16 protein-coding genes, 1 rRNA gene and 1 pseudogene are annotated in these 18,639 nt (G+C 51.0%); 11 read left to right on the top strand and 7 right to left on the bottom strand.

Features of this window, described 5'->3' with window-relative positions:
• From Q1L85_RS11680 to ilvY, 5 genes are all read right to left on the bottom strand, one after another.
• Positions 1 to 74, bottom strand: a 16S ribosomal RNA gene (locus Q1L85_RS11680); the annotation flags it as partial.
• A 583-nt stretch (positions 75 to 657) separates the two neighbouring features.
• A complete protein-coding gene (locus tag Q1L85_RS11685) occupies positions 658 to 1,251 on the bottom strand; it encodes a protein-methionine-sulfoxide reductase heme-binding subunit MsrQ (RefSeq protein WP_300433205.1) in 594 nt (197 codons plus the stop codon).
• Complete coding sequence (gene msrP, locus Q1L85_RS11690; protein ID WP_300428548.1) at positions 1,242 to 2,246, bottom strand: protein-methionine-sulfoxide reductase catalytic subunit MsrP; 1,005 nt, start codon at positions 2,244 to 2,246, stop codon at positions 1,242 to 1,244. Before msrP ends, Q1L85_RS11685 begins: the two co-directional genes overlap by 10 nt.
• An 80-nt stretch (positions 2,247 to 2,326) precedes the next feature.
• Positions 2,327 to 3,112 carry a CDP-diacylglycerol--serine O-phosphatidyltransferase gene (gene pssA, locus Q1L85_RS11695; protein WP_300428546.1) on the bottom strand — a complete coding sequence of 262 codons (786 nt, stop codon included), beginning with the start codon at positions 3,110 to 3,112 and terminating at the stop codon, positions 2,327 to 2,329.
• A 60-nt stretch (positions 3,113 to 3,172) separates the two neighbouring features.
• A complete protein-coding gene (gene ilvY, locus Q1L85_RS11700) occupies positions 3,173 to 4,048 on the bottom strand; it encodes an HTH-type transcriptional activator IlvY (protein ID WP_300428544.1) in 876 nt (291 codons plus the stop codon).
• Positions 4,049 to 4,255: 207 nt separating this feature from the next.
• Between ilvY and ilvC the strand changes: the two genes are divergently transcribed.
• Positions 4,256 to 5,746, top strand: a complete 1,491-nt coding sequence (gene ilvC / locus Q1L85_RS11705; RefSeq protein ID WP_300433208.1) for a ketol-acid reductoisomerase — start codon at positions 4,256 to 4,258, stop codon at positions 5,744 to 5,746.
• A 79-nt stretch (positions 5,747 to 5,825) separates the two neighbouring features.
• On the opposite strand, the gene Q1L85_RS11710 is transcribed toward ilvC, so the two are convergent.
• Positions 5,826 to 8,096: a molybdopterin-dependent oxidoreductase gene (locus Q1L85_RS11710; RefSeq protein ID WP_300426804.1), complete on the bottom strand. Its 2,271-nt coding sequence runs from the start codon at positions 8,094 to 8,096 to the stop codon at positions 5,826 to 5,828.
• Positions 8,097 to 8,197: 101 nt separating this feature from the next.
• On the opposite strand from Q1L85_RS11710, the gene Q1L85_RS11715 reads away from it, so the two are divergent.
• The 3 genes from Q1L85_RS11715 (at position 8,198) to Q1L85_RS11725 (ending at position 11,251) form a co-directional block, all read left to right on the top strand.
• The gene (locus Q1L85_RS11715) at positions 8,198 to 8,782 is read left to right on the top strand and encodes a TetR/AcrR family transcriptional regulator (protein WP_300426806.1); all 585 of its coding nucleotides are present in this window, start codon (positions 8,198 to 8,200) and stop codon (positions 8,780 to 8,782) included.
• Between the two features lie 20 nt (positions 8,783 to 8,802).
• Positions 8,803 to 9,708, top strand: a complete 906-nt coding sequence (locus tag Q1L85_RS11720) for a serine aminopeptidase domain-containing protein (RefSeq protein ID WP_300426807.1) — start codon at positions 8,803 to 8,805, stop codon at positions 9,706 to 9,708.
• 64 nt (positions 9,709 to 9,772) lie between these two features.
• Positions 9,773 to 11,251, top strand: coding sequence for a hypothetical protein (locus Q1L85_RS11725; RefSeq protein WP_300426808.1), 1,479 nt, complete (start codon positions 9,773 to 9,775; stop codon positions 11,249 to 11,251).
• Between the two features lie 351 nt (positions 11,252 to 11,602).
• Here the strand turns inward: Q1L85_RS11725 and Q1L85_RS11730 are convergent, their stop codons facing one another.
• Complete coding sequence (locus tag Q1L85_RS11730; protein ID WP_300426809.1) at positions 11,603 to 12,550, bottom strand: alpha/beta hydrolase; 948 nt, start codon at positions 12,548 to 12,550, stop codon at positions 11,603 to 11,605.
• 77 nt (positions 12,551 to 12,627) lie between these two features.
• On the opposite strand from Q1L85_RS11730, the gene Q1L85_RS11735 reads away from it, so the two are divergent.
• The 7 genes and pseudogenes from Q1L85_RS11735 to creD all read left to right on the top strand — a co-directional run bounded on the left by Q1L85_RS11735 (position 12,628) and on the right by creD (position 18,605).
• A complete protein-coding gene (locus Q1L85_RS11735; protein ID WP_300426810.1) occupies positions 12,628 to 13,260 on the top strand; it encodes a TetR/AcrR family transcriptional regulator in 633 nt (210 codons plus the stop codon).
• An 87-nt stretch (positions 13,261 to 13,347) separates the two neighbouring features.
• Complete coding sequence (gene dapC, locus Q1L85_RS11740) at positions 13,348 to 14,541, top strand: succinyldiaminopimelate transaminase (protein ID WP_300426811.1); 1,194 nt, start codon at positions 13,348 to 13,350, stop codon at positions 14,539 to 14,541.
• Between the two features lie 9 nt (positions 14,542 to 14,550).
• Positions 14,551 to 14,988, top strand: a complete 438-nt coding sequence (locus tag Q1L85_RS11745; RefSeq protein ID WP_300426813.1) for a SufE family protein — start codon at positions 14,551 to 14,553, stop codon at positions 14,986 to 14,988.
• Between the two features lie 11 nt (positions 14,989 to 14,999).
• Positions 15,000 to 15,292 (top strand): annotated as a pseudogene (locus Q1L85_RS11750) (response regulator); the annotation flags it as partial.
• 216 nt (positions 15,293 to 15,508) lie between these two features.
• Positions 15,509 to 15,709 (top strand): winged helix-turn-helix domain-containing protein, encoded by a 201-nt coding sequence (locus Q1L85_RS11755; RefSeq protein ID WP_300426831.1) that lies wholly within the window; start codon positions 15,509 to 15,511, stop codon positions 15,707 to 15,709.
• Entirely contained in the window at positions 15,706 to 17,133 is a 1,428-nt protein-coding gene (gene creC / locus Q1L85_RS11760; protein WP_300426814.1) for a two-component system sensor histidine kinase CreC, read from the top strand. Before Q1L85_RS11755 ends, creC begins: the two co-directional genes overlap by 4 nt.
• A gap of 83 nt (positions 17,134 to 17,216) precedes the next feature.
• Positions 17,217 to 18,605, top strand: coding sequence for a cell envelope integrity protein CreD (creD, locus tag Q1L85_RS11765; protein ID WP_300426816.1), 1,389 nt, complete (start codon positions 17,217 to 17,219; stop codon positions 18,603 to 18,605).
• The last annotated feature ends 34 nt before the right edge of the window (positions 18,606 to 18,639 follow it).

Here is an 18,639-nt window from a genome sequence, read left to right on the forward strand (position 1 = left end):
TGTTACCGCTCGACTTGCATGTGTTAAGCCTGCCGCCAGCGTTCAATCTGAGCCATGATCAAACTCTTCAGTTTAAAAGTTCGACTGATTCGAAAACCAATCTAAATCTTGCTCAAGAATAAAACTGTCAACATTCACGTAAATGAATTTTCGACGAGTTCTTACTTGAAATTTTGTGTCTCCACGCCATCTCAGTAAGCACCCACACGAATTACTTAATGCTAATTTTTAAAGAACGTTGCCTTGATTTGCCGAAGGCTTTCTCTCAAAGCGGGCTGCATATTCTACAGCGTTTATTTTCAAGGTCAAGAAGTTTTTTTCAACTTTCTTTCTGAGCCGAAGCCCTTTCAAACCTTGCTGACCGTGTCGACTTTGCCACCCCGATCAGTGCGAAGCATTCTATCAGATCGCTTCACTGTGTCAACCGTTAATTTTCAAAAAATCTTTTAAAATCAACAAGTTGCGAACCTTAAACCAGATCACTCCGAGGAGGTCTCTGTCGGATCAGGCGGCGCATTCTACAGTCTTTTCAGACTTGGTCAACACCTTTTTTTGACCCGTTTTCCTGGTCGCTGTCAGCGCTTGCTGGGTAACGATCAGGAGCGGCGCATTATAGAGATGCGGCGATTTGGGTCAACCGATTTCTGTAAAAAATTTTCAGAAAGATTTCTTAGTCCGTAACGACAAGAGGATGACCGTCAGGACAGTGTAGGCAACCGGCTCAAACCATCCAGCCCGGATTTGTAATAAATAGTGAACAGAGGCAAGCACCACCACTATATAAGACAAACGATGGAGAGCCTTCCATCTTCGCCCCAGTGAGCGCTGCCATCCTTTGGTAGAGGTTATTGCTAATGGCACCAGCAACAACCACCCCAGTGTCCCGATAAGCAGATAAGGACGCTCAACAACCTCTTCCGCAAGATCCTGCCAGCGCCAGCCGAGCAGAAACCATAGATAAGCGACTCCATGTAATGTGACGTAGAAGAAGGCATACAGACCCAGCATACGCCGATGCGGCATCAACCACTTCTGCCTGCCCAGCCTCACAACCGGAGTAACCGCCAGCGCACCCAGAAGAAAATTAAACGCCCAGGTCCCACTGAAATGTGTCAGTGTCTTGCCCGGCTCTGGCCCCAACAGGTCCCACTCTCCCAGCTGTACACGCACCATCGCCTGTACCATATAGATAAGAGGAAAAAGACACAGCAGCCCGATCACCCAGCGACGGATGGTCAGGTTCAGTACCATTTACGGAGGTCCATGTTTTTATACATGTGGGCAACCTGTTCTCCATAACCGTTAAACATTTCTGTCTTAATGCGATTCGGAGAAAAAAGGCTGTTCGGCAATCGTCTCTCGGAGGCCTGGCTCCAGCGGGGGTGATCAACCTCTGGATTAACATTTGCGTAGAACCCATATTCCTGCGGCGCCAGTTCATTCCACGTAGTCGCAGGCATCGTCTCTCTGAAACGCAGCTTCACGACCGACTTGATACTTTTAAAACCGTATTTCCAGGGGACCACGAGCCTGAGTGGCGCGCCATTCTGATTGGGGAGCACGTCGCCATACATGCCTACCGCCATAATGGTTAATGGATTCATCGCTTCATCCATCCGCAGCCCTTCCCGATAAGGCCAGTCAATAGTCGAGAACACTGAGCGCTGCCCTGGCATCTCTTCGGGTCTTTCTACCGTAACGAACTCAACATACTTTGCGGACGAAAGCGGCTTACATCGCTTAATCAGTTCAGACAACCCGAACCCGACCCAGGGAATAACCATTGACCAGGCTTCGACGCAGCGCAGACGATAGGTTCGTTCTTCAAGATCAATTCCACGGATAAGATCTTCAAGTGCGAAGCTACCAGTGTTCTCACACTCACCTTCAATTGTGACCACCCAGGGTGATGCTTTGAACTCCGAAGCATTCTCATAGGGGTCTGTCTTGCGCATGCCAAACTCATAGAAGTTATTGTATTGAGTCGCAGCGCTATACGGTGCCGCTTTCTCACCCCGGCCAAACGGAGATTCTTTGGCATTAACGACCATTCGCTCAAGCCACTCGGGTCCTGTCACATTCACTGACGCATCAGCGGGCCTGACCAGGGCCGATGCCTTCATTGCGCTCAGCCCTGCAGCGGCGGCCAGCCCTCCCTGCATAAACTTACGGCGGTTAAGGAAGACCTCTCTGGGTGTGATTTCTGTGGCAGAAATCGAGGGAAACCTGTTTTTACGGATCAACATAACCACCCCGTATCTCGTTGAATAGCTCAGACAAAAAAGCCCGGTGAAGTTGCCGGGCTTTTTCATTTAAAAGTCTGTCGTTAATCAAACAGCTTTTCTTTCACTGCGACTGCAGGTCCTGACAGGGCATACAACATGAATACCCCCAGAAGCACAGTCGCAGGATCAATAGACACTATAGCGAATCCAAGAACGATCGCTAGCAGTGCCATAAATGGTATCTTCCCGCGCAGATCGAGACCTTTGAAACTGTGGTATTTGAAGTTGCTGACCATTAAGAGGCCTGCGGCCGGTACAATAATAGCCATCCACCAGGCAACATCAGCCCCCAGAGTCCCGGTTTCGCTGAATACCCAGACGTTACCCGCGACAATGGCCGCGGCGGAAGGACTGGCCAGTCCGGTGAAGTAATTCTTATCTGCGACCGCCAGCTGAGTATTAAAACGGGCAAGGCGCAGGGCCGCACCGGCACAGTATACGAAAGCAGCAACCCACCCGACCTTGCCGAGGTCCTGCAGCGCCCAACTGAAGGCCACCAGCGCGGGAGCAACACCAAACGACACCATATCAGCAAGGCTGTCATACTCGGCGCCAAAGTCACTCTGTGTATTCGTCATCCGGGCGACCCTGCCATCAAGGCCATCGAGCACCATAGCAACAAAGATCGCTATTGCTGCGTTCTCAAAATGGCCGTTCATGGCTGCGACAACGGCATAAAAGCCAGAGAACAATGCGCCCGTCGTAAACAGATTAGGAAGCAGGTAGATCCCTTTCCGGTCGCGTTTGACTGGCGTCACTGCCTGTTCTGCCGAAGTACTTTCGTCGTGCTCACTCACATTAACTACCTTCTGATCCTGTTCGCTCATTATTCTTACCGGAACCCGAGAGTCCGCCTATTATGGGGGAAACTTGATGACCCTGCCATGTCATCGCACAGCGGTATGCCATAAAGCCTGTAAGAGTGGCTCGTTCAGGCGCTGAGTCTGGGCGCATAAACCAATAGCAAATGGCTCCAGCTCTGGCCTGACGGCAAGCACCCGCACCCGACCAGCCAGTGGGCTGTTCTGCAATACCAGTTCAGGGACAACCCCGACACCTACCCCCAGAGCCACCATACTGACAATAGCCTCGTGACCTGTTACCTGAGCATAAATATGTGGACGTATGCCCCGGGCGCTGAACCACTGATTTACCCGCGAGCGTGCCAGACCACTTTCAGACAACACCATCGGTACTTCGCTCCAGTCAATATCAGGCCGGGCGAGTTGTGGCACAGTACCGATAGACCTGGGGGCAATAAACAGCAACGGCGATGACGCCATTGCCCTGAAAGTCAGATCGGAGGGAAGTTGCTCAGGGCGAGCTGCAATCACGACATCGGCATCCCCCGAATCAGCACGTGGAATCGACTCGGCAGCATCCCCGGTATGAATGCGCAGATCTACACGAGGGTAGCGCTCGCGGAAGCGGGCAAGCAAGTCAGCAAGAAAGGAGTAGCTCGCCGTTACGGAGCAATAGAGAGTCAGCGATCCTTCCATGTCGCTCACCTCAGAGTTCACAGCAGACCGCAGCGCCTGGAAGCTTTCAAGAGTCTGCTCCGCATGCTGACGGAACAGCTCGCCTGCCGGGGTAAGAGTCAAAGGCCCACTGTCACGAATCAGTAACTGAGCACCCACATCCTTCTCCATACGCGAAAGACGACGGCTCAGTGTCGACGAACTCATATGCAAGTGCTGGCCCGCTCTACCCAGATGCTGAGCCTCGACCACGCTGAGAAAGACCTGTAAGTCTTTGTATTCCATAACCTATTTCCGGGAGAAGAATGTCGTTGCAAATTTTGCAACAGATGCGCGCAATAATAGCATTTTACGCAACGATGCTCATCACCTATCATTCGCCCCGAATTTTTATATCAACCATATAACGAAGCTGCTTTGAACCTATTACTTTCATCATCGTATGAGAAGCGTAGGCGAGGCAGGTAGCTTCAACACATAGAGGATAACGAAATGGGTCAGAACTACTTCAACACCCTGAACCTCCAGCAAAAGCTGGATCAACTCGGCCGCTGCCGTTTCATGGACCGTTCTGAATTCGCTTCTGAAGCTGAATTCCTGAAAGGTAAGAAAGTTGTCATCGTTGGTTGTGGTGCTCAGGGCCTGAACCAGGGCATGAACATGCGCGACTCTGGTCTGGACGTATCTTACGCTCTGCGTGAAGCTGCGATCGCTGAGAAGCGTCAGTCATGGAAAAACGCGTCTGAGAACGGCTTCAACGTTGGTACTTACGAAGAGCTGATCCCGACTGCTGACCTGGTTATGAACCTGACTCCAGACAAGCAGCACACTTCTGTAGTAACTGCAGTTATGCCTCTGATGAAAGAAGGCGCTTGCCTGGGTTACTCCCACGGCTTCAACATCGTTGAAGAAGGCATGCAGATCCGTGAAGACCTGACTGTTGTTATGGTTGCACCTAAGTGCCCAGGTTCTGAAGTACGTGAAGAATACAAGCGTGGTTTCGGTGTTCCGACTCTGATCGCTGTTCACCCAGAAAACGACCCTAAAGGCGAAGGCTGGGACATCGCTAAAGCATGGGCTGCAGCAACTGGCGGTCACCGCGCTGGCTGTCTGGAATCTTCTTTCGTTGCTGAAGTTAAGTCTGACCTCATGGGCGAGCAGACCATTCTGTGCGGTATGCTGCAGACTGGTGCGATCCTGGGCTTCGAGAAAATGGTTGAAGACGGTATCGACGAAGGCTACGCAGCTAAGCTGATTCAGTACGGTTGGGAAACTGTGACTGAAGCTCTGAAGTACGGCGGCATCACTAACATGATGGACCGTCTGTCTAACCCAGCGAAAATCGTTGCGTTCGACATGGCTGAAGAACTGAAAGAACTGATGCGCCCTCTGTTCCGCAAGCACCAGGCCGACATCATGGAAGGCGAATTCTCCCGTACCATGATGGAAGACTGGGCGAACGACGATGCTAACCTGCTGAAATGGCGTGAAGAGACGGCAGAAACTGGCTTCGAAAAAGCACCAGCGTCTGACGTTCAGATCGACGAACAGGAATACTTCGACCACGGCATCATGCTGGTTGCTATGATCAAAGCCGGTGTTGAGCTGGCGTTCGAATCTATGGTTGAAAGCGGTATCGTTGAAGAGTCTGCTTACTACGAGTCTCTGCACGAAACTCCACTGATCGCGAACACTATTGCACGTCGTAAGCTGTACGAGATGAACGTTGTTATCTCTGACACGGCTGAATACGGTAACTACCTGTTCTCTCACGCTGCCGTACCTCTGCTGCGCGAGAAGTTCATGCCACACATCAGCACTGACGTGATTGGTAAAGGCCTGAAGCTGAAGTCTAACTCTGTCGACAACGCTCGTCTGATCGAAGTTAACGAAGCTATCCGTAACCACCCAGTTGAGTGGGTTGGTGCCGAGCTGCGTGGCTACATGACTGACATGAAGCGTATCGTTGAAGCGTCTAAGTAAGACCTGCTTTAACTAGCACATAAAAAGCCCCGCCAGTGCAGACTGGCGGGGCTTTTTTTATGTCTGAATAAAACACAGATCAGGCTTTCGCCAGCGATACCGGTGTGTACTTGTGCGACGGCGTGCGCGAGAACGGATCACAATGGGTCGACGGCATCAGACGGTTGAGCGCCGGACCGACTTCTTCGCCATTATCGTAGGTAATGGCATAGCCATGGGGCAAGGCCACAACACGTCTGCGCATGGTGTCGTCGATCATGATATCAACCCTGATGTTGGCGTAGCCGGAATCGCAAGTCACCTGATCGCCCGCCACCAGCCCGAGCTCTTGGGCATCCTCAGGGTGAATGCGCATGGCACCGGTTTTATCGATTTTGCGCCACTGAGGATCACGGAAAATCTGATTGGCGTTATAGGCACGACGCTCACCCGCGATCAGGGTAAAGGGTTTGTCGTGGTCTACTGGCTCTCTTAACAGCGCCAACGCTTCATCCAGCATTTCAGGAATACGCAGATGAATTTTCTGATCTTTATTGGCCACCAACGACCAGACGTCCTCGTAGTTCTGACGGATATACACCAGCCCCGAACGTTCACGCAGAATTGCGCGGAATAGTCGGACGCCTGAGGTAAAGCGATTGCCTTTATAGCCCGCCCGCTTCACGCCATCGTGATAGCGCATAGAGGTCACAATCGACAGCGGCAACATAATGGCAGCGGCGGCTCCCTTATTCGGCAACGTACTCCCTAACGTGCGATAGAGAATGGATGCGGCAAACGGCTGCAGCTTTTTATCAGTCATTAACTTCGCTGCCAGCGAAATCAGAAAGCCGAGGTGGAAAGTTCCTTTCGGTTCTTTTTTCGCAATCGCCTTCATCACCGGGAAGTCTTTGGGAATTTTACCCATAGCTTCGAGAATCCGGGTGTAGATCTCAGGCTCTGGTAAAGTATTCCCGTGCGCCGGAAATAATGGGTGGCGAAGATGAAACCCATTCACCGGAAACTCGAGATTGAACCCTGTGAACTCCCACTTTTCGAACTGCGATGCCGCCGGCAGAACGTAATGTGCAAGGCGGGCTGTCTCGGTCAACGCAACATCCGTGACCACCAGCAACTCCAGCGACTTAAAAGCTTCCGTCATGCGGTCACTGTCGGCCCAGGTATTGATCGGGTTACAGCTGTCGACAAAGATTGAGCGGATGCATTTCTCCCCTGCCAGCAGAATTTCATCAGCCAGAATATTCGGCGGCAGAATGCCCGAGACTGCGAACATCTTGTGATAGACGCTGCGGCGATACTTGGGATTACGCTCATCGGTATCCGTAAGAATCGGAACAATGGTGGTGTGCAGGTTGTTGGCGCCGCACTTACCGAATTGCCCAGTCACCAGATACAGCAGCTTTTCGAAATATCCGTTCAATGTGGTGCGGATAGAGTGTTGAATACCCAGATCAGCACGCACGCAGCCGGACTTTGCTGTCGCCAGACCTCGTGCTACAGCGTACACGTCGTCGGGGTTTACATCGGCACGGCGGATAAACTCTGCAACAGGCACCGATTTCAGGTAACGCTCCACACTGGCAAAACCGGTACAGTGTTCGGCCAGAAATTCTTTTGCCTGAAGGCCTTCATTCACAATGATGGCCAGAATCGCACTGAGCAGATAGGCATCCGTACCGGGCTTGAGCTGCAGATGGATATCGGCCATCTTCGCGGTTTCGGTACGGCGCGGATCAATCACCACCATAGTCCGTGCCGGATCTTTACTGATTTCCTTCAGGGTATGGCGGGCATTAGGTATGCCGTGAGCCTGAAACGGATTACAGCCGAGAAAAATCACAAAATCAGAGTGCTCGACATCTTCGGTGATGTGGCATGTCTGACTGCCAAACAGTCGACCATTCAGCCAGAAGTCACCGGTCTTCTCCTGCCCCAGTGAGTTGTAATTGAAGTAACTCTTCATCGCCGCACGCAGCTGCCCGAGATAACCACCGCCGAGGTGATTCCCCTGTCCGCCACCGCCACAGGTCGCAAAGGCTTCACCACCGTGGGTATCACGGATAGCCGTCATTTTTACCGCGATTTCATTGATCGCCTGATCCCATGAGATCTCTTCGAAGGTGCCGTCTTCTTTTCTTTTTAGGGGCTGACTCAGACGATCCGCGTTGTTCTGATAGTACTCCAGCCGCGCAGCTTTCTGACAGATATAGCCTTGTGACATCGGGTGCGCGTCATCGCCGCGGATTTTCTTAAAGCCCGTGGCATCAACCTCGACAGACAGCCCGCAGTTGCGCGAACACAGAATGCAGGCCGTCGTGTCTTCCCGGGTTTCCGTCACTGAAATATTCACTCAAGCCTCTCTCACCTGACACAGGCAATTGTTTACGATTTGAACTGATGCTAAATTATAACACTCGTTATAACAAGATGATTTTATGAAGGTATGGCTTTATGGCTAAGAATGATCCCGCCGTGCGACGCCGCCTGGTCGGTGGAGCGGCACTGATGATCTCTCAGCGGGGCGTCAGCCGCACCAGTATCCGTGAAGTCGCCAAATTTTCTGGCACGCCACTCGGGTCGACATATCACTATTTTCCCAATGGAAAGAATCAACTGATTATCGAGGCAATACAGATGTCAGGTCGCTTTATCGAGAAACAACTGGAGAAGGCATTTGCGCTGGGTCTGGAGCCAGGGATCCGCGCGTTTGTTCAGTACTGGCGCGACGACGCTGTAAAATCGGATTTTCGTAATGGCTGCCCAGTATTAGCTGTCTCGGTAGACGAACCCGCCGATGAAGACGGCTACGCCGCACTTGATGTTGCCGCAGAAACCTTTGCCCGCTGGCGCGCGCTGCTCGCCGATCAGCTTGAGAAACATGGCGCACCGTCGGCACAGGCACAGTCGCTGGCCACCATGATAGTCGCGTCTATTGAAGGCACCGTGCCTATGTGTCGTGCGCAGCGTTCAGCTGAACCCCTGGATCATGTCGAAGAGCAATTGCTCGCACTGATCCGCATGTCCATCCCTGCCTGACCTGATGCCGGAGAAGTAATATGGCACTGATAGAACAAACACTGCAGACAACCGACCCAACACGTAAACTTCAGATCCGGTTGTTTAACAAACATGAAAGCAAGCAGGTCGTTGTGATTGCCGGCGCAATGGGCGTTCCACAAGCCTGCTACGAAAAGTTCGCGCTCTGGCTGAATGAACAGGGAATGTCTGCCATCACCTTTGATTACTACGGTATGGGCGCATCTGTTGATAAGCCTCTGAAGCAGATCAAAACGAATATGCTGCAATGGGGCGAATACGACTGCGAAGCCATCATCCGTTTTGTTCGTGCTAATTACCCAGACCAGACGTTCTACTGGGTCGGCCACAGTGTTGGCGGCCAGCTACTCGGAATGACACCATCGACCAACTTGATAGATAAAGCGATCACCATGGCCAGTGGCAGCGGTTACTGGCGCCATAACTCTCCGGCAACCAAACGTTTCGTCTGGGCCCTGTGGTACGGCATCGCCCCCCTGGCGGTGACATTGAAGGGATACTTTCCAGGCGATCGCCTGAACATGGTGGGCGACCTGCCCGCGAATGCGATGCGCCAGTGGTGGCGCTGGTGCAAAAACAAAGACTATGCCGTCGGGTACGAAGGCCAATGGCTGCGTGATCAGTTTGCCTCGGTGAGCATTCCTATCACTTCTATCTCGTTCAGCGACGATGAAATGATGTCGGCCCGCAATATCGAAAACCTGCATTCATTCTTCACCAGCAGTGAACGCAAGATGATTCGTATTAACCCGAAAGACATCGGCGAAAAGCGCATCGGCCACCTGAACTGGTTCAGAGATAAATTCCGCGACAGTTTATGGGAGTCGCAGATACTGCCGCAGCTTAAAAACAACACCATGACTCATAAGACTCAACCTGCGAGCAGCCAGAAAATTTGTCTCTGATGGTCACAGGCCTGCGCTCCGGAATGTCGTACAGTCGCTATCTGATGCAATCAAGGAAAGGATCATGTCAGAGCTGCGCATATTTGTTGTCTTCTGTTTGCTGCTGTCCGGGTGTGGAGGAGAATCGGAATCATCCCCTGGCCCACTCATAGGTGATGATGAGGAAGCTCCGCCAACAGCCATTGCCGATGGCGGAGAACAGGTTGAAGACGACCCAATCACGGAAACGACGATTCGTCTGAGCGATCATCTCGGCAGCCTGTATCAGGCGTTTGACTGGTCGGGTCCCATACGGGATCCAATGCGTGATGAACTTGAAATTCAGAATGCTGCGACCTTCGTTGCTATGACGGAAGCGGAAAAACAGACACTGAGCCAACTCTCATCCGAGCGCGACATCATCGCTCAAATCGGCGGAATGGGATCCGCCAAACTTGCTCCTGACGCGACACAGGCGAGCGATCAGTTTTCAGACTACATGGACAGTATCATTGCAGACCACGGAACACAGTGGCGGGCCGCGGTGCGGGAGAGGGCCACTGAAGTCATCGCGTCTCTGGGAGAAGAAAGCCAGTTTTTCTGGCAAGTAGGTAACGAAGTAAATGCTTCCAGCTACACCCGTAATGCCGTTTATTACTTTGATGGCGATACCAATGGGCTGAGTGATTCAGAATTTGCTATGCAGACGTACGTTGAGTACTTTCTCGCGCCAACAGTTCAGGCATTCCAGGAAGCAGAAAACGCCACCGGTGATAGGGTAAACGTCGCGCTGGGATCTGTATCCGCTTTTTCCGCCCCCTCTTCACAGGCGTTTCTTGATGACCTGCTTACGTACGAAATTGAGGGGACGTATGCACCGGACCTCGCCGGGAAGCAGGTGCACGAAATCATCGATCTGATCACCATTCATTACCTCGCACACGCTTACGATGCCAACACGCCTGATCACTGGAAATCAACGCTCGAAGGGCTTTATGATCGTTGGGTACACTCAAACATCCTCGGAGTCTGGACCACAGAAGAAGTGGGGATCAACCTTGCCTCCGGGGGACTGGGGGCAGGCGCTGCTCTCGCAATCGCAGGTCGCTACCTGGAATGGATCGCCGACCGGCAGCTCTCTCCACAGCAGTCACGCTGGTTTTACTACGGCACTCAGGCAGGCAATGAAGATCACAGAATCAGTGACGCAATGGCGAGCCTCTATAGCCTCACCGGAGGCCGGGACATCATATATCAAGGAACTCTGACACCGGACGACACGACGGAAGTACGCAGCTTTGCCATCACCACAGACAGTGGCGCAGAGGTGTTTGTACTGGCGTCCGTATTTTCCGAAAACAGCCAGACCCTGACACACCTCGAATTGCCTCAGGATATACAGGACCAGTTCGCCCACCGGGAGGTCGTCGGCGCCACTCTGTATGCCAGAGATTTAACGACGCCTATCGGTGTCACTGTGAGCAATAACAGCGATGAACTGCTCCTCAATCTCAGTGACATTCAGGTGGCGCGCCTCGAAACAGTTCTGATTCATTTGCGCTGAGGGACATACGAGCTCATTCGCCAGATAAGGTATATACCGGTTATCGCAAAGTTGGCGATTACTCCAGCCCAGTGACTACAGGCACCAGGGTTACCAACAAGCGCGACCAGGTGATTCATACCAAAAAGGAATGACATGAAAGCAAGGCCGGGGAGTACGGGCGACAGAGTTACACCTACTCGTATTAATGCTACCAGAACGGAAATTATCCCTATGTTCCAAATGGCGAGCTCAGACTGCCATCCGGAATTGTAGTCCCAGGTAGAATAGCTTGCGAACGGTTCCGGAAATATGAGCTGAATGCACGCTGAGCCTATAAATCCACACATCCATAAATAAACAATAATATTTTCAGCTTTCACATTCGCTCCTGATAAATTTAAGTATGGTTGTTTTCATAACTGAGAGGCCCTCTTCTTCTATTGGGTAATGACCACATTCCGGCAGAATGACCCGGAACTTCCGTCCCGGAATCCCAGCAAAGAAATGATCACTTAATGCAACGGGCGTCCACACGTCTTCTGCAGGGTGAATCAGAAGAACAGGGGCATCGCCTGATAACGACGAAGGCGGCTGTAAGCGAAAAATAGAGTCAAGGAATGACAATGGGAGGCAGCGGCCACCACCGAGTTTATCCTTGCTCACCATCAGAGAAAGATCCGGATTATTGGCGATAGCTTTCATTTTACCGAACCACTTTATCGGCAGTTTTATCCGCTGCGCTACACAGCCTGGAATCAGGCGAGAGAGGGGCCATAGATATCGGGCAATCCATGGCGACCTTACGAACGCTTCACGGACGTCATGCATTTCAGGATTACATAAGGTTGTCGCAATAACTCCGCGGACATCAGGGTTATTTCGCGAAACGGCGTATGCCACCATGCCTCCGAGGCTGGCGCCCATCACAAAAACCGGCGCTTCACTTAGCTCTGCTTCACGTTTTATCAGGTCGATGACAAGCGCAACCCATCGACGGTAATCGATATCATCGACATCTGCCCGCGTCAGGCCAAACCCGGGCAGATCAGGGACCACGACTTCATGACCTTCTTCACACAAGGATTGCGCATACGGTGCAAGTAAGCGGCTGTAACCTCCCCCACCATGAAGCAGGATCGCTTTTACTGGACTCTGAACATCGTTAGTAGGCACATAGCGGTCCAGATGAATATCTGATCTCCCCCAGCGCCACCATTCTTCCTGAATCTTTTCAGCGTCCATGCGCCTCAAAGCTTCCGGAAAATACTTCAGATAGTTTTTCCAATATGAATGATTGCGGTAAGTTAGTTCTTTCACGTTCGTTCCCCTCAAAGTGGAGAACATATTAACGTCCGCCCCGGAAGCGGTTTACTCGCATTTTATGGAAGATCCAGATGACCGGAAGCACACACTCAAAGCCCCGCCGACGCCCATCTCAAGCGCGCTCACAGGACACAGTAAATTGCATCCTGGAAGCTACTGCTCACATTCTGAGAAGCGAAGGTTTCAGAAAAGCCACCACCAACCACATTGCAGAACGCGCTGGAGTCAGCATTGGCAGCCTGTATCAGTATTTTCCCAACAAGCAGGCTCTGCTTCGGGCACTGACGGAAAAGCATCTTAGTGAAATGCAGCAGCAGATTGCCGTTCGACTGAGTGATAGCCTTTCTATGCCCGTACCCGAAGCCATCGCCAGCATGGTGGACGTCATGCTGGACGCACATGCACTGGACCCAGCCCTGCATGCGGTGCTGACGGAGCATGCATCGCAGATACTCCCCAGAGAAGAACAGAATCGACTTGAAAACCTGTATACCGACTTGGTGCTGGGCTATCTGAATCAGCGCTCAGCAGAGATCTGCTGTGATGACCTGAAACTGGCCAGCTTTATACTCGTACACTCACTCGAAACGCTGACTCACAGAGCCATTGCATCAACCGATCCACAACAAAATGAGTGGATATCGAACGCCTCACTTCGCAGACACCTCATCAGATTGTTCACAAACTACCTCTCAGGCCAGTGAGACCGGGCACTTAGTGAGGCCTGTCCGCTGTCGTTCCAAAGGGGGTATAATGCGCGCTCTCTGAATAACAGGTACTCCGGACGCGGCATGAACCCAAATCTGAGCAAACTCCAGCCCTACCCCTTTGAAAAACTGGCTAAACTGAAAGGCGCAGTCACCCCACCGGCAGATCTTGAGCATATTGCCTTGTCGATTGGTGAGCCCAAACACCCCGCGCCTGAGTTTGTACTCAATACCCTGCGCACCGAGCTTCAGCGCGTCGAAAACTACCCAACGACAAAGGGTCTGCCTGAGCTGAACTCAACGATCGCCAGCTGGCTGGAGCGTCGCTTCTCGCTGGAGCACGTGGATCCGGTATCTCAGGTCATCCCCGTCAACGGCACCCGCGAAGCTATATTCGCGTTCACCCAGGCAGCCGTTAACCGTAGCGAGTACCGCCCATTGGTTGTTTCTCCGAATCCCTTCTATCAGATCTACGAAGGAGCTGCCTACCTGTCCGGCGCTGAACCCCACTTTCTTCCTTGTCTCGAAGAGAATGGCTTTAACCCCGACTTTGATGCCGTGCCCACCGATGTCTGGCAACGCTGTCAGTTGCTGTTTGTCTGCACACCAGGCAACCCAACGGGCTCGACTCTGAAGCTGGATGATTTCAAAAAACTGATTGAGCTGGCCGACGAGCATGACTTTATCCTTGCCAGCGATGAATGCTATTCAGAAATTTATGTGGATGGCGCAGATGCACCGATGGGCCTGCTGGAAGCTTGCGAACAGCTCGGCCGCCATGATTATAAGCGCTGCGTCGTTTTCCACTCGTTGTCGAAACGCTCGAACCTGCCAGGTCTGCGCTCCGGGTTTATAGCGGGGGATGCAGATCTGCTGAAGCCCTTCCTCCTGTACCGTACCTATCATGGCTGTGCTATGCCGGTTCACACCCAACTGGCGAGCATCACTGCCTGGAACGATGAAGAACATGTCATCGCTAACCGCGTTGAGTACACCCAGAAATTCCGCTCCGTACTGGAAATCCTCAGCCCTGTACTGGATGTAAAACAGACTGAAGCCAGCTTCTACCTGTGGCCGCGAACACCAATCAACGAAGAAACGTTTGCACAACAACTGTTTGCGCAGCAGAACGTGACTGTATTACCGGGCTCATACCTGTCCCGGACGGTTGACGGTATTAATCCGGGCGCTGATCGCATCCGGATGGCTCTGGTTGCAGAAACATCCGAGTGCATCGAGGCCGCCCGCCGTATCCGCTCATTCATCGAAACGCTGTAAGGAGCCAACATGTCCTTCGAAAGTCCTTTTGGTAAAAGCATTACCAGCGAAGATATCGTAGATACCCTCAGCTTCTTCGACGACTGGGAAGAGAGATACAAATACATCATCGATCTTGGCAAAGAATTACCAGCAATGGATGACGCCAAAAAGACGGATGACTACCTGCTACGCGGTTGTCAGAGTCAGGTCTGGATCGACTCATCAGCAGAGAACGGAGCACTGGTGTTTGAAGCTGATTCGGATGCCCACATTGTGCGGGGACTGCTCGGCATGGTGTTAGCGGCCTTTAACTATAAGACTCCTGCCGAGATTATTGCCTTTGATGTCGACGAATATTTCTCTCAGGTTGATCTCGTCAAGCACCTTAGTCCGACGCGGGGCAATGGCTTACGGGCGATGGTACAGAAGATTAAAGATACTGCGGCAGCGGCCTCTCACGAGTGAGTACAGAACTGGTGAAGGGTTACCACTCGAAACTCCAGATTCTGATCGTCGAAGATGAGGCTTCGATCGCGGAAAGCCTTGAGTTTGTACTCCAGAACGAGGGGTTTTCTACCCACTGGGTTAACCTGGCAGAAGCCGCACTAAAATATCTTCTCCAACATCCGGTAGCGCTTGTAATTTTAGATATTGGCTGCCAGACATCAGTGGGCTTGAGGCTCTGAAACAGCTGCGCAAGACCTCAGATGTTCCGGTAATTTTCCTGACTGCCAGATCCGATGAAATAGACCGAATCGTCGGTCTGGAAGTTGGGGCAGACGACTATGTAGTTAAGCCTTTCAGTCCTCGTGAAGTTGCCGCAAGAGTTAAGACAATCCTGAAGCGTGTCACTATCGCCCCGCCAACTCTGACGGATGACACTGAAGCTAAGGCGAAATTCGAGATCAATGATGCCAATAAAAGCATCTCTTTCTGTCAGCAGACAGTCCCGCTCACCCGCTCCGAATATGAAATACTGCATACGTTGCTCGCTCATCCGGGCAGAGTGTTTAGCCGGCAAAAGCTACTCAACACGCTCAATATTCCTTGCGACGTAAACTACGAGAGAAGTATCGACACTCACATTAAAGAGATTCGCTCGAAACTACGAACCATTAATCCTGAGCTGTCGCCGATCAAAACCCAACGGGGTTTTGGATACATGTATCAGGAAAGCGAGAGATGAAATCTCTGACATCGCGCATCTTTGCTTGCTATGTCGTCTTTATCATTGTCTGTGGGTATTTTGTGCTACATACCATACAGAAAGAAATCGAACCAGGAGTCCGTCAGTCGACGGAAGAAACTCTCGTAGATACCGCAAACCTCCTGGCTGAATTTCTGAAAGAGCCAGTCAGCAACGGTAGTATCGCCTCTGAGCAGTTAACCGCCCTTCTCAAGAAATACGGAATGAGACAACCCGGAGCATCCATCTGGGGCGTCGCGAAATCACAGGTCAACCATCGTATTTATGTCACTGACGCGCATGGCATCGTCTTGCTCGATTCAGCAAACACGGCAGTCGGGGAAGACTACTCTCAGTGGAATGACGTTTATTTAACGCTTCAGGGGAAGTACGGAGCTAGATCTACGCGGGATAATCCTGATGACGATACGTCCAGCGTGATGTATGTAGGCGCACCAATTAAAGATGACGATAAAATCATAGGTGTCGTCAGTGTAGGAAAGCCAACCCGCACACTACAGCCATATATCGATAAAGCAGAGAAACGTCTGATGACCACAGGCGTATTCATTATTGCGCTTGGAATAACATTTGGCTGGGTGTTTTCACTCTGGCTTAGCAAAGAACTCAAAAGGCTGACCTCATACGCTCATCAGGTTGCCAGTGGTCAGAAAGTATCTCTGGCGGCCTCTAAAGTGCATAGCAACGAACTTAGAAAACTCGCAGGTGCTCTTGAGTCAATGAGAATAGAGCTCGATGGCAAAGCCTATATCGAGCGCTACATACAAACACTGACCCATGAACTGAAAAGTCCCCTGGCAGGTATTCACGCAGCATCTGAACTCTTGCAGGAGCCCATGCCACGTGAGAAGCAGATAAAATTTATCAGAAACATTAACAGCGAAACGATCAGGCTCGAACATCTGATCGGAAAGCTGCTCAGGTTATCTCAGCTTGAGCAGCAGCAACATCTGGAAAATGCGAAGGACGTTCTTATCAACGATGTAGCAGATCGTCTGATACGTAGCTATTCATCGCGTACCACGCTGGGAAACATCAGCATAAAGAAAGCCTACATGGGTGATCTTTATGTGAAAGGAGAAGAATTTCTTCTGGAACAGTGCCTGAGTAACCTGCTGGATAATGCCATCGAGTTTACCCCTCCATACCGGAAAATAGTGGTAACTATCAATCCTGACAGAAAGTGTGTAACTGTATTCAACGAAGGTGAGAACATCCCCGACTATGCACTTAAACGTCTTACCGAGCGTTTTTACTCACTGCCACGCCCCGGCACAAGCAAAAAAAGTACAGGGTTAGGTCTCAATTTTGTCGCTGAAATTATGGCGCTGCATAGGGGGGATGTGACCGTAGAGAACACCAGTGAGGGGGTAATCGCGACACTTAGATTTCACCTGACATAAGCTCATTAATTCTCCACACAACCCTCATATAAACCTCACGTTCTACTGGCACTATCCTCTTAACAATGAAAGAGGAGAACTCCATGCGTACATTAACGATTAAGATACTGACCATCGCGGCTATATCTTTGTTTCTCATGCTGCCAATAAGCATGATCAATAGTAAGGTTTACGAGCGCCAGACCTTCAAGGCATCTGTACTTCACAACATTTCCCAAAGCTCAAGCGAAGCTCAGATTATTACGGGACCGATAGTAGTCGTCCCGTATGTAAAGAGGTCCAGCACGACTTACTTCAACAAAGATGGTGGTAAACAGATCTCTTACACCTACACCGACGGTCAGCTTTATTTTTCTCCCGACGACCTGGAAATCGAGTCAGCCCTCTGGACAGAAGAGCGTTACCGGGGAATCTACTCAGCACGACTGTACCACTCCGATAACACAATAAGAGCAAAGTTCGTCATTCCTGCTAACTTCGGAATTACAGAAGAGCTGGATGACTATCAGTTCAAAACCGCTATCGTATCTTTGGGTATAAGCGATGTCCGTGGAATCGAAAGCCTCCCCGGCCTCACGGTTAACAGCAAGTCACTGGCTATCATCCCTGGCAGCCATCTGCCACAGCTATCAGAAGGAGTGCACTCCATATTGCCACTGAACAGTGACAGCGCATCCCAGACTCTGGATATACTAATTCCACTTAAATTACAGGGCACATCCAGCCTAAGTATTTCACCGACAGGAAAAGAAACCCACGTGTCTATGACATCAGACTGGCCACATCCAAGCTTTCAGGGACAACTATTACCAAGAGCGTCAGATGTTTCCCCGGATGGTTTCTCCGCTGACTGGGCAACCAGCTACCTTTCGAATAGTTATCAAGATACATTTGATAAATGCTTTATCCACGAGACCTGCGAGGCATTTAAATCAAATAATCTCAGTGTCAGCTTTATTGAACCAGTAGATGAGTATGTAAAAACCGAACGTGCAACTAAATACGCTGTTCTTTTTATTGTGTTGATATTTACTGGCTTCTTTTTGTTTGAAGTGCTTAAAAGCATCCAGATACATCCGGTGCAATACGTTCTCGTAGGGCTGGCACTGGCGGTGTTCTATCTTCTGCTTCTGTCACTATCTGAACACTTTGGTTTCGCCTTTTCTTACCTGCTTGCTTCGCTGGCATCAACCCTGCTCATTTCAAGCTACCTGTCATCATTACTCGCAAGTTGGAAGGGAGTTGTTAGTTTCACCACAATGATCACAATCTTGTATGGATTGCTGTACGGGATCATATCCGCAGAGGACTATGCGTTACTTATGGGAAGTATACTTCTCTTTATGATGCTTAGTGTGTTTATGATTATGACAAGGCGGATTGACTGGTATGAGATAGGAGATACGATCTCGCTGAAACAGACTCAAAGTAAATCTCAACTGATCTGCGACGCACATTCAGGGCGAAATTAAGAAAAAGTGCTCCCGAAGTTGAGGCGCAGTGCAA

This window comes from uncultured Thalassolituus sp. (assembly GCF_950066645.1).
In the GTDB taxonomy this organism is placed as follows: Bacteria; Pseudomonadota; Gammaproteobacteria; order Pseudomonadales; family Oceanobacteraceae; genus Thalassolituus.